This is a genomic window from Bradyrhizobium sp. BRP20 (assembly GCF_020194215.1).
Lineage (GTDB): Bacteria > Pseudomonadota > Alphaproteobacteria > Rhizobiales > Xanthobacteraceae > Bradyrhizobium > Bradyrhizobium yuanmingense.
Genome location: NZ_JADYVY010000006.1, coordinates 99,602 through 111,205 on the forward strand (window position 1 = coordinate 99,602; position 11,604 = coordinate 111,205).

General features: G+C 63.0%; 10 protein-coding genes and 1 tRNA gene. 7 read left to right on the plus strand and 4 right to left on the minus strand.

Features of this window, described 5'->3' with window-relative positions:
• Window positions 1–52: 52 nt before the first annotated feature.
• Window positions 53–382 (minus strand): HU family DNA-binding protein, encoded by a 330-nt coding sequence (locus tag I6F33_RS16190; RefSeq protein WP_036010212.1) that lies wholly within the window; start codon window positions 380–382, stop codon window positions 53–55.
• A gap of 234 nt (window positions 383–616) precedes the next feature.
• Here I6F33_RS16190 and I6F33_RS16195 point away from each other — a divergent pair.
• Window positions 617–693 (plus strand) — tRNA-Asp (locus tag I6F33_RS16195).
• Window positions 694–792: 99 nt separating this feature from the next.
• On the opposite strand, the gene I6F33_RS16200 is transcribed toward I6F33_RS16195, so the two are convergent.
• Both I6F33_RS16200 and I6F33_RS16205 read right to left on the minus strand, forming a co-directional pair.
• Window positions 793–2,292 carry a caspase family protein gene (locus I6F33_RS16200; protein ID WP_051057011.1) on the minus strand — a complete coding sequence of 500 codons (1,500 nt, stop codon included), beginning with the start codon at window positions 2,290–2,292 and terminating at the stop codon, window positions 793–795.
• A gap of 16 nt (window positions 2,293–2,308) precedes the next feature.
• On the minus strand, window positions 2,309–4,504 hold the full coding sequence (locus I6F33_RS16205; protein ID WP_109143575.1) for a caspase family protein: 2,196 nt from the start codon (window positions 4,502–4,504) through the stop codon (window positions 2,309–2,311).
• 237 nt (window positions 4,505–4,741) lie between these two features.
• On the opposite strand from I6F33_RS16205, the gene I6F33_RS16210 reads away from it, so the two are divergent.
• Both I6F33_RS16210 and I6F33_RS16215 read left to right on the plus strand, forming a co-directional pair.
• On the plus strand, window positions 4,742–4,993 hold the full coding sequence (locus tag I6F33_RS16210; protein WP_225113098.1) for a hypothetical protein: 252 nt from the start codon (window positions 4,742–4,744) through the stop codon (window positions 4,991–4,993).
• A gap of 252 nt (window positions 4,994–5,245) precedes the next feature.
• The gene (locus I6F33_RS16215) at window positions 5,246–6,352 is read left to right on the plus strand and encodes an autotransporter outer membrane beta-barrel domain-containing protein (RefSeq protein WP_225143278.1); all 1,107 of its coding nucleotides are present in this window, start codon (window positions 5,246–5,248) and stop codon (window positions 6,350–6,352) included.
• A 166-nt stretch (window positions 6,353–6,518) separates the two neighbouring features.
• On the opposite strand, the gene I6F33_RS16220 is transcribed toward I6F33_RS16215, so the two are convergent.
• The gene (locus I6F33_RS16220; protein ID WP_036010204.1) at window positions 6,519–6,722 is read right to left on the minus strand and encodes a hypothetical protein; all 204 of its coding nucleotides are present in this window, start codon (window positions 6,720–6,722) and stop codon (window positions 6,519–6,521) included.
• Between the two features lie 377 nt (window positions 6,723–7,099).
• Here I6F33_RS16220 and I6F33_RS16225 point away from each other — a divergent pair, with 377 nt between their 5' ends.
• The 4 genes from I6F33_RS16225 (at window position 7,100) to I6F33_RS16240 (ending at window position 11,604) form a co-directional block, all read left to right on the plus strand.
• Window positions 7,100–9,355, plus strand: a complete 2,256-nt coding sequence (locus tag I6F33_RS16225; protein WP_225143280.1) for a TonB-dependent siderophore receptor — start codon at window positions 7,100–7,102, stop codon at window positions 9,353–9,355.
• 676 nt (window positions 9,356–10,031) lie between these two features.
• Window positions 10,032–10,397: an NADH-quinone oxidoreductase subunit A gene (locus I6F33_RS16230; protein ID WP_008136158.1), complete on the plus strand. Its 366-nt coding sequence runs from the start codon at window positions 10,032–10,034 to the stop codon at window positions 10,395–10,397.
• Window positions 10,394–10,978, plus strand: a complete 585-nt coding sequence (locus tag I6F33_RS16235; RefSeq protein WP_225143511.1) for an NADH-quinone oxidoreductase subunit B family protein — start codon at window positions 10,394–10,396, stop codon at window positions 10,976–10,978. The genes I6F33_RS16230 and I6F33_RS16235 overlap by 4 nt, the downstream gene beginning before the upstream one ends.
• A gap of 11 nt (window positions 10,979–10,989) precedes the next feature.
• Window positions 10,990–11,604: an NADH-quinone oxidoreductase subunit C gene (locus I6F33_RS16240; protein ID WP_036010195.1), complete on the plus strand. Its 615-nt coding sequence runs from the start codon at window positions 10,990–10,992 to the stop codon at window positions 11,602–11,604.

Below are 11,604 nucleotides of genomic sequence, written 5' to 3' on the forward strand. Positions count from 1 at the left end.
AAAGCGGGCCGTGATGCGGCCGCAACGGGCTCGGGGGCGGGCTTTAGCGGCCTCAGATCGCTTCCTTCAGTTCCTTCACCGGGCGGAACGCGACCTTCCTGGTGGCCTTGATGTGGATCGCTTCGCCGGTGGAAGGATTACGGCCGGTGCGGGCGGCGCGCTTGCGGACCTGGAGGATGCCGAGGCCGACGATGCGGACCCGGTCGCCCTTCTTGAGGTGCTTGGTGATCAGATCGACCATGTCGGTCAGCACGGCCTCGGCATGCTTTTTGGAGACATCCTGGCGCTCGGCAATGTCGGCGGCGAGGTGCTTGAGCGTGATCGTGGCGGGCGCGGCCGCCTTCTTCGCAGAATCCTTCTTAGCCGGATCCTTCTTAGCCATGTCTGGCCTCCTCGATCTTGCAGGTCGTCCAGAAGGGAGATGGCCCCTGACCCGCAAGTTCCCGGAGGCGTAGACGATTCGGGACCGGACTGACTACGCCGCCGGCGTTACCGAGGGCCGCGTTCGTGTGTGCCAGCAGTGGAATCCGCTGGTTTGAGCTGTGGATGCAACATCCTTGACTTCACCAGATCGGGCCTTTAAGTCCCCCCTCGTTCCGCAGACATTGCGTGTCACGCGGGAGTAGCTCAGTTGGTTAGAGCGCCGGCCTGTCACGCCGGAGGTCGCGGGTTCGAGCCCCGTCTCTCGCGCCATTTTTGGCAAATAGATCAAATAGTTGCTGTATTTTGCGGCCAAAAGCGCCGCTTGGACTGCCGTTTCATCCCGATCGCTTCCTCCCCGCCAGAATACGTTTATTTCGGCTTGGACTCCTCGATATGCGCGAGGATGCGCCGTGCGTCTGTGCTGCCGGCCTGCGCCGCCTTGGCCAGGAGCCGTCTGGCCTCGGCAAGGTCCCGTCGGCCGCCGATTCCGTTGGCGTTGCACCGGGCGAGATTGACCAGGGCTTCGAGTCCGCCCATCGCGGCGCCCCTCTGGTACAGCGCCCGAGCCAATTTCAGGTCTCGCCTGGCTCCCAGTCCCTTCTCGGCAAGCTCCCCCATCCTGTTGATGGCCGTCGCATCGCCGAGCTCGGCGGCCCGCTGGTACAACGCATAGGCCTTTGCGGGATCGCTGGCCGCGCCGATTCCACGCTCCTGCTGTAGGCCGAGGCTGACGAGTGCTGGCGCAATCTTCTTCTCGGCGGCCATCTCATAGTAGAAGCGCGAGCGGGCGGGATCTTTCTCGACGCCGTTGCCGTTCTCATACATCAATCCGAGCTCGTAGAGCGCGCGTGCGTTGCCGAGCTCGGATGCCGCCTTGTAGCTCGCCACCGCTCCTCCGTAATCGCGCATGGCGAACAGTGAACGCCCGAGCTGGTAGTGCAGGCGGTCCACCCCTGGCCACCGCTTGACCGCCTCCGCGCACGCCGCAACCGCGCTCGCCGCCTTTAGATTGTCGCGCGTCTCGCCTTGGTCGGCGCCGGCTGCCCTCAAATCCGCGAGCCCGGCAACGGCGTTGTCGCAGTGCTGCATGACGGCGGTATCGTCCTGGACGACTTGCTTGACGGGATGGAGATAGATCTTGTCCTTGGAAAGCTGACCATACATGTAGGGCGTCTGCTTCCGGTGCGTTGCCTGCCGAACCTCGTCGCGAACGTTGCGAAACACGAAGTTGATCTCGAGGTCGGCCTGCCGGAGGTATTTCAGCAGCGCCGCAGCGAAAGGGCTGTTCCGGCCTTCGCCTTCTTCCGCGGTCCGCCCCGGCTCCGCTGGAAAGAACACGAGCGTGTTGCGGATCGGTGTGCTTCCGGCTGAGGTCAGGGAAGAGCTGCTGCTGCGGCCATTCGGTATCGCAGGGAACGGGTTCTCCCGCATGGCATCCAGGATCACCAGACCCAGCCTGCGAGCCCGCCCTGCGGCAGCGGTCACCGCAGCCAGGGGAACGGTCTCTGCGTTGGCCGATTCAGGTGTGGCGAGATGCGCATCGACGGGGATCAGGTAACTGCCGACACCGGCGGCTGCGCTGTATCCGGCAAAATAGAAGATCGCGATGTCCGCAGCGGCGGACTTCTCGGTGAAGGCGACGAGCCCCACGCGCAGATCGTCGATGGTCGTGTTCTTGCGCAGATCGACATCGAAGCCGAGGCCGGCGAGACCCGCGGCAATGTCCTCGGCATCATTGACGGGAGAGCCGAGCGGCGGCGCGTTCGCGTAGCTCGCGTTTCCAATGACCAAGGCGACACGGCGGTTGGAAGCTTCTGCTTCGGCGTCGAAGAGAAGCCCGATGGCAATGAACAGTGCCAGCCAGCGCAAGTTGGAGTCGCGTCCCTTAGTCGATGCCCGAACGGAGCTGCCGCCTCATCCAGTCGCGGTCGGTGAGAAAATCGAGGCCGAGCAGACCATAGTCGACGCGCAGAAACCCGTCCACTCCAGACGACACCGCCGCGGGAGTCTGCCGCGCGACCTCCTGCGCCATCACGCCGACATAGAACCTCGCATCGCCCTTGTATCGATAGCGATAGAGGCGGAGGCCAGTATCGGTCCAGCCGAGTGCCGTAATGTCCTCCTTGAGGCGGATGTCCGATGGAATGGTGACGCGGCTCGCGGCATTCGAAGCGGCAGTCGAGGCCGCTCTGCTGGCCGCGCTTGATGCAGCGCTCGAGGCTGATCGGCTGGCAGCGTTCGACGCTGCGGCTGATGCCGCCTGCGATGCCGCCCGGCTTGCTGCGCTCGACGCGGCATTGCTGACCGCAGTCGAAACGGCATTGCTGACAACGTTGCCGACGACGTTGCTGACGACGCCGCTGACCACATTGCCGACATTCTGGTTCACGCGTGCAACTACTCGCCGATATTCGCGATTGCGAACCTTTTCCTCTTCCGAGCGGGTGTAGGCGGAAACCAGGAGCCCGCGCCTGCGCGCCTCGGTCACCGCGTTGATCATGCATCCCTTGGGATTGCCCTTGGACCGGCAAAGCTGGAATTGAAGCTGGACGTAGTCCGGGTATTTTTTGATGGATCTGGCGCACGCCCCGGAATCGCCGTCGAAGCAGGCGTTCACGTCGCTATCGTGCGCTGATTGCAGCATCAGTTCGGTGGAATTGACCGGTCGCAGGGCAAGGTCGCTGCCCGGCGGCAGGCGGTTATGGCGCGAGCTCGGATAGCGCTCGGCAAACCGGCCAACCACGCTCTTATCGCGTGATTCCTTCAGGACGTCCCATGCCTTCTCGACTGCCTCCGAATTGCCGGTGGTCGTCTCGGCCGAGGCGAGCTGATAGCTCGCCGGTGGCGGACCGGGCATGTCGATCTGCCCGGTGGCTTGGCCCGGCTTAGCCGATTTCTCGAGCGAAGCCAGCGCGACCCGGGCGCTCTCGACATGCTCGCCAAACGGATAGAGATCCAAATAGGCGCGGTAGGCCGCGAGCGACTTCTGTCGCTCGACGATCTTCCAGGCGTTCGTTTCAGCTGTCTGCAACTGCGCAATGCGCTGGTCGATTTCGGCCCTATGCGCGCTCGCCGGGAATTGCTGGGCGAAACGGCGCAAGGTCGCGATCTCGTTGGTCGAGCGGACGAACTCCCAGGCGAGCTGCTCGGCATCTGCTCCACCATCGCCGTTTGCGACCGCGGCGTCGCCGTTGAGATAGATGTCGCCCTTCGGCAGCGTCCCGTAGATTGCCGGCTCTTGTGTCCCGGTCTCCTTCCAGACTTCGTCGTGCACGATCCGGAAGAGATAGTTGATCTCGAGTTGCGGCGTTTCGACATGGCGCAGGAGCGAGCCGGAGTAGGGGCTATTCCGCCCGGTCCCATCGCTCGCCGTCGTGCCGGCAGCGGCCGCAAAGGCAACGAGCACGTTGTCGCTCACCTCGACAGGGGCAAGACCGCGCGTGTCGGCCGCGAAAGGCGTCGGGGAACGGGGTGTGCCGGACACTGGCGCGGCTGCCTTCGATGGCCGCGACGACAGCGCGCGTCCCGCGGCGGCGACCTTCGTCGTTTCAAACGGGTCGTTGCGGCAGGCGTCGAGAACCACGAGGCCGATGATCTTCGGCATCACGGAGATATCGATCAGGGTCTCGAGATTGATCGCCTCGGCATAGACATCGATCTCGGACTTGATTTCGGCATCGACCGGAATCAGCCAGTTCTTTCCGTCCATTTCGACGCCATGGCCTGCGAAGAAGATCACCGCCTTGTCGGCCGTCTTCGCAGCATTGCCGAATTCGATGAGGGCCTGCCGGAAATGATTGTAATCGAGGTCGGCGAGGTGCCTGACGGAATATCCCAGACGACCCAGCGACATCGCCATGTCGGCGGCGTCGTTGGCCGGGTTGATGAGTTTTGGGACCTTGCGATAGTTGCTGTTGCCGACAACGAGCGCGATCCTGTCTCCAGCGGTCGCCTGCAGTATTGTCGAAACGAGCATCGACAACGCTACGCAGCCGAGAACGGCGATCCGGCGTGCCAGATCCTGCAACGTGAAGAGGGGACGCAAGCTGGCGAGAACGAAAATCCCGAAATGGGCAGGCATCGGCAGAAACTCAGAAAATGAAAATCGCAGAAACGGGCTAAGGCGGCTTGTTCGTGGATTTTACATCAAGGGATGCTGGATGACGACATCAAAGGCCTCCGTGTTCAGGATTTCGTGAACCGGGAGTGGCGATGCTTCGACCAAGAGGCTGCACGTCGCGAGCGGTGAAACCAGTCGCGCTGCGCTGGTGTTGATGGCGCAGGCGGCCGAGGCCGGCGACATCTTCGGAGACTGCGGATGACCAGGACAGTCAAGTTCGCCCGTGCGCCAATTCTGGCCCTGCCGCTGCTCGTCGCTTTGTGCAGCGTGGCCCGCTGCAATGATCCGGCCGAGTCGTCACGCGACTCGATCATCCAGAACGTTCGAGAGGACGTGCGACGGCACATCCGGGCACGGGAAGCAGGCAAGCCTAAGAAAAGTCCGGAGCTGAGCCAGACGGCAACGCAGCGTGGTGCCACGAAGAAGCGAAACCGCTCGACGGTGGAGTAGTGGGATATCGGCGCGCGCCCTGCGTTGGGTTGCTTCTCGTATCCGGGCGTGTTGCTCGGCGTGCAGCGCGGCTTGGGAAAGTGTTGCAAATGAGCATCAGCTGGGCGCGCTTGATGGAGCCGAACCCCCAATTCAGCCAATCAGGTGAAGACGCCGCGGGTGCTTTGCAAATAAATTCGGCGCCTGAAGCTTGCGGGAATTTACCTCCCGCCAAGGCTCGGGGCTGAACCAGCAGGGGGCTGATCGAATACCATGAGGGCAGGAATTTTCCGCCGCGGCTTTGTCGTGGCCGTACCTTTTTTGCTTAGTCTGTTTGCGACGCGACCGGTCTCCGCACAGGAGGTCAATGTTCCGCAGCAAGTCATCAACAACACCGTTCAGAACATCATCCAGAACGTCCGCGACCAGATTCAGCATCGCAGGGTCGTTACTCCTCCTGGAATGCTGCGCTTCAGCGGCGAGGAGTCGGATTTCGACCGCCGTGATCCGTTCGCCGCAAGGGGTGTCAGCAATCCGTTCGGTGCCCTGGCCTACGCCAAGGCTCCGGCACTTGCAGCGCCGCCCCCGGCGGTCTGGCTTTACGGCGCGAACCTCGTCGGCAGTGGCGACAGTGCGCAATCGAGCGGGGTCCAGGTCAGCGTTGCGACGGTGACCGGCGCAGTCGATGTGACCAAGATCGGTATCTTCACTGCAACCGACGCGCTGACCTTCATCGGGACTGGCTCCCATTCGTGGGCGCACACCTTCACGAATGGTGGACTGACGACCGATGGTTCAATTCCATCGACTTCCGGCACCCTGTCGTATCTCAACGGCGGTTTCTCGACTGACTTCACCGCGCTTGCGAGCTGGACTCGCACCACATCCAATCTTCCCCTTGCCGCGACCGCGGACGGCACCGGCATCGCCTATACCTGGAACGGCCAATACCGGTTCGACTTCCCCTACACCGTGTGGTTCGAGCCCACGGTCGGCGTAACCTATTCGGAGGGCTATACCGCCAATTTCGGCAGCAAGACGGGCGATTCAACCGAATTTCACGGTGGCATGCGCGCCGGCTTCGAGACGGACTGGCTGGGCTTTAAGATCCAGCCGTCGATCTCGGGTCAGTACTACAGGATCGTTGACGCGAGCGGCGCCGGCGCCGTTGGAGGTGCGGTCCCCGTTGCGGCCGGCGTGATCGGTACTAATGGTCTTCGCGGTTCCGCAAAGGTCAACGTGCTCTGGACGCCGCAGCTGTCGTCCTACCTCGAAGTTCATGGCAGCAGCATCACCTTGCCGGACCCCCTGCTGCCTGGGGTTGGGGGATTCGGAACCTCGATCGCGGGTACTCAGGCCGCCCTTCGCTATACCTGGTAGAGCGATCTCGAAGACGGATGCCCGCCGTGCCCGGCGGGCATCTTCTTGCGCTCCTCTCGCGCCTGGCGGAGGCAACATCCCCCGCGGCGCCGTCGCATGGGTGAAACCGAACGAAAAGGCCGCCTGAAGGCGGCCGTTTGGTATCAAACCGGACCTTTTCGGTTGTTCAGCGAATCTCGGACGTGCCCGCGCTGGTCACCACCACCGGCTTGCCGGCCTTGATGACCTGGGTGGACTGGGCGGTCTGGCTGTAATCGGCATGGGTGCGGGCCGCAATCCCGAAGCCGGCCACGGCAATGCCGGCCACCAGCGCCACCACCACGATCTTCAGGTGGGTCGCACGATCAGCAGAATGAATTGAGTGGTTCATCTGAGCCTCCCGACGGGCTTTGCCGTCGTCTACGGGCTCATCTTCTAAGCGCCGTCTGTTTCCGGATGGTTTCGCGGGTTCCGCAAAATGGTTTCATCTCGCCCGGCCGGCAAGTTTCATTCGGACGGCCGCGATGGGCTGGTCTGGGGCGCCGTTTGGCCGCCCGATCGTCTTTCGGTGATCGCCGCCGAAGCCCGCTGATGTTGCAGCAACATACGGAAATATTGGAGCATTTCTAAGAGTCTTTCTAAGAAGCATTCAATTAGGGAATTCCCGCGCCCTCACATAAGCGTCACTGCAAGCGCATGCCGTCCCGGGACAGGCGGCATGACGCATCGAACATGCAGCTTTGGGGTGGCGCGTTGAACAGTCTTGGAATGCTGCGGTCGGCCGTGTTGGCGACCGCATCCGCTTGGGTTTTGATGCCTCAGGCATCGCTTGCACAATCGTCCGCGCAGAGTGGCGCGCAGAACATTCCGCCGGTGACGGTCACGGCGCCGGAAGCGCGCCGCCGCACCGCGGCGACGCCTCAGCGCCGCGCGACGCGGATCTCGGCGCAGACCCCTGCCTCGAACAGGCCGCAGCCACGGCGCGACGTCGGCTTCGTCGAGACGCCGCGCGGGCCGGTGAATGGCTATGTCGCCGGCCGCAGCTCGTCGGGCACCAAGACCAACACGCCGATCATGGAGACGCCGCAGGCGGTGTCCGTCATCGGTGCCGAGCAGATCCGCGACCAGAAGCCGAACAAGCTCGACGAGGTTCTGCGCTACACCGCCGGCGTGCGGGCAGGGACTTTCGGTACGGACACGCGCAACGATTGGTGGCTGATCCGCGGCTTCAAGTCCGAGGACATTGGGCTGTTCCTCGACGGCATGCAGCTGTTCTACACGTCCTATGCGAGCTGGAAGCTGCAGACGCCCAACATGGAGCGTGTCGAGGTGCTGCGCGGTCCGTCGGCGGTGCTGTATGGCGGATCGAGCCCGAGCGGCATCGTCAACGTCATCAGCAAGATGCCGCCGGCCGAACCGATCCGTTACATCGAGACCGGCGTCAACAACTTCGGCAACGCCTATGTCAGCTTCGACATGGGCGGTCCGGTTGCGACCAGTCCTGATAACGGCAAGCTGTTCGCGCGCGTGGTCGGCCAGGTCCAGAACGGCGGTACGCAGGTCAACTTCACACCTGACAACAACTACTTCATCGCGCCGTCGGTCACGTGGAAGCCCGATGCCGACACGACCTTCACGGTGCTGGCGTCGGCCTCGAAGCAGGATACCCGCGGCATCAACTTCCTGCCCTATCAGGGCACGGTGACCAGCGCGCCGTTCGGCAAGATCCCGACCAGCTTCTTCGTCGGCGATCCCAGTGTCGATAAGTTCACGCGCGAGCAGGAGATGCTCGGCTACCAGTTCGAGCGTCATCTCACCGACGATGTGACGTTCCGTCAGAACGCGCGCTTTGCGCATGTCGACATCACCTATCGCGGCTATGTCGGCAACGGCTGGGACAACATCAACACGGCGACGATGGGCCGCTATAACTGGTATGCGAAAAACACCGCGAATCAGGCCAATCTCGACAACCAGCTGGAGTATCGTTTCAACACCGGCGCCGTCAGGCACACGATGCTGTTCGGTGTCGATCTGCGGGGCTATCAAATCGACGATTACCAGGCCTTCGGGTTCGGTGTGCCCTCGATCAACGTCTTCAATCCGGCCTACGGAGGAGCTGAGGTTCCGCTACCCGGCTCGCCGTTCCGCAACTTCCTCATCACGCAGAAACAGGCTGGTACTTACGTTCAGGACCAGATGAAGCTCGGCAATTTCACGCTGGTGCTGAGCGGCCGCAATGACTGGGTCGAGACGACGCAGGAAGCCCGGGACACCGGCGCCACCGTCGCCAGCCGCGACGACAGCAGGTTCAGCGGCCGCGCCGGGTTGATCTACAATTTCGACAACGGCATCTCGCCTTACGTCTCCTATTCAACGAGCTACAATCCAATCATCGGCCTTAATGCGTCGAACCAGCTTTTCCTGCCGGAGACCGGTAAGCAGGCCGAAATCGGCGTGAAGGTCGCGCCGGTCGGATTCGACGGCTATTTCACCGTTTCGGCGTTCGACCTTGTCCGTCAGAATGTCCCGACAACGGTGCCGGGCAGCGTTCCGCTCCTGCAGAACCAGACTGGCGAGGTGACCTCGCGCGGCATCGAGCTCGAGGCGGTGGCCAATGCCACGAAGGAGCTGAAGTTCATCGGTGCCTTCACGGCCTATAATCTCTTTGTGAGCAAGGATCTCGATCCGACGCTCGTCGGCAAGACGCCGACCAACACGCCCGAACTCCTGGTGTCCGGCTGGGCCGACTACACCTTCAAGGACGGACCGCTCGCGGGCTTCGGCTTCGGCGGCGGCGTACGTTACATCGGCTCGTCCTGGGCCGATACCGCCAACACGCTCGAGGTTCCCGCGGTCGTGCTCGGCGATCTCGCGCTCCACTATGAATGGCAGAACTGGCGGACGGCGCTGAACGTGATCAACCTGACCGACAAGATCTATGTCGCAAGCTGCGCGTCGTCCACGTCCTGCTTCTACGGCGACCGTCGGCGCGTCACCGCCAGCGTCTCCTACAAATGGTGAGGGCAGCCGAGGGCAGGGCCGGAAGGCTCTGGGGCTCGGAGCAACCGATCGTGATGTTCGCCCGGCTCCGCCTGGGCGTCCGCTGATCCACCGTCAAGATGAGCTTCGCGGGCCATGCCCCCCGGCCCAAAGCTCATCCGGGCGCGGCGCGAGCGACCGGCAGGTCGCCGCCGCGCCCGCGACCGGCTTGGAGCCAATCGCGGGCACATTCGCCGGACGAGCCCTGGTCCTGTGATGACGCATGGCTCCTCCGATTACTCTGAGCTGTGGACAGGTCTTTCCTGCACCTGAGGCGGCCGCACCAGCATGGGTGTCCTGGCCGCGCCGATCGGCAAATCTGTCCCCGCGACATCGGGGGAAGTTGCCCCTGCGGCGCTGCACTGCCGCACCAAAAACCCGAGCATTTGGTCTGTCAGCGCGCAGCGATAGCGGCCTCGGCCCGAGTGCCGCAATCTCAGAACGGCTGACCTGCGAGACCGTGGCAGCCCTTGCTGGGTAGGACGATCTGCTCCATACCAGCCGCGGGGTGATTCCGGGATTTTCACCGTGCTGGGGGCGGCAAAGGGCCTGAAAAGAGCGTGTCTTGCGCCCATTGGTGCACTGCGCTAAGGCTCAGAATAATTCCAAATCGGACGAATCCGTGGCTGTCCCGAGGCTGCGGGAAAAGGGCTCGCCAATGAGCGGCATTCTGCAGAACTATCTTCCACTCGTCGTCTTTATAGGGGTAGCGGGCCTGATCGGCCTCGTGCTGCTGATCGCGCCGTTCATCGTGGCGTTCCAGCAGCCGGATCCCGAAAAGCTGTCGGCCTATGAGTGCGGCTTCAACGCCTTCGACGACGCCCGCATGAAGTTCGACGTCCGCTTCTATCTCGTCGCCATCCTCTTCATCATCTTCGATCTCGAGGTGGCGTTTCTGTTTCCCTGGGCGGTGGCGTTCGGCAAGCTTGGCGCGACCGGCTTCTGGTCCATGGTGGTGTTCCTCGCCGTGCTGACGGTCGGGTTCGCCTATGAATGGAAGAAAGGGGCCCTCGAATGGGATTGAACCCGTCTACACAGTCCGCAGGTCCGGTGATCGCACCGGCCCCGAAGGGTATTCTGGATCCTTCGACCGGCAAGCCGGTCGGGGCCAATGATCCGTTCTTCCTCGAGGTCAATTCCGAGCTGTCCGACAAGGGCTTCTTCGTGGCCGCGACCGACGACCTCATCACCTGGGCGCGTACCGGCTCTTTGATGTGGATGACCTTCGGTCTCGCCTGCTGCGCGGTGGAGATGATGCAGGTCTCGATGCCGCGCTACGACGTCGAGCGCTTCGGCTTCGCCCCGCGTGCCTCGCCGCGTCAGTCCGACGTGATGATCGTGGCGGGAACGCTGACCAACAAGATGGCGCCGGCGCTGCGCAAGGTCTACGACCAGATGCCCGAGCCGCGCTACGTCATCTCGATGGGCTCCTGCGCCAATGGCGGCGGCTATTATCACTATTCCTACTCGGTCGTGCGCGGCTGCGACCGCATCGTGCCGATCGACATCTACGTGCCGGGCTGCCCGCCCACGGCGGAGGCGCTGCTCTACGGCGTGCTGCTGCTGCAAAAGAAGATCCGGCGCACCGGCACCATCGAACGCTAAGGTTTTACGTCATGGACGACGCCAAGCTCGACGCCCTGGGGCAGACGATCGTTAGCGCGCTTCCGGGCGCCGCGACCGGTCACTCGGTGGCCTTCAACCAGCTCACCGTGGACGTCGAGGCCGCCAGGATCGTCGAGGTGGTCAAGTACCTCCGCGATGACCCGAACTGCCGGTTCGTCAACATCACCGACATCACGGCGGTGGACTATCCGGATCGCGAGAAGCGCTTCGACGTCATCTATCACTTCCTGTCGCCGACCTTGAACGCGCGCATCCGGCTCAAGGCGCAAGCCGACGAGACCACGCAGGTGCCCTCGCTGATCGACGTCTTCCCGGGCGCGGACTGGTTCGAGCGCGAAGCCTACGACCTCTACGGCGTGTTCTTCGTCGGCCATCCCGACATGCGCCGCATCCTCACGGACTACGGCTTCGAGGGCCATCCGCTGCGCAAGGATTTCCCGCTCACCGGATTCGTCGAGGTCCGCTACGACGATCAGGAGAAGCGGGTGGTGTACGAGCCGGTCCGCCTCAACCAGGAATTCCGCAAGTTCGACTTTTTATCCCCTTGGGAAGGTGCCGACTATCCGGTGCTTCCGGGCGATGAAAAAGCGGGGCCGAAGGTCTGA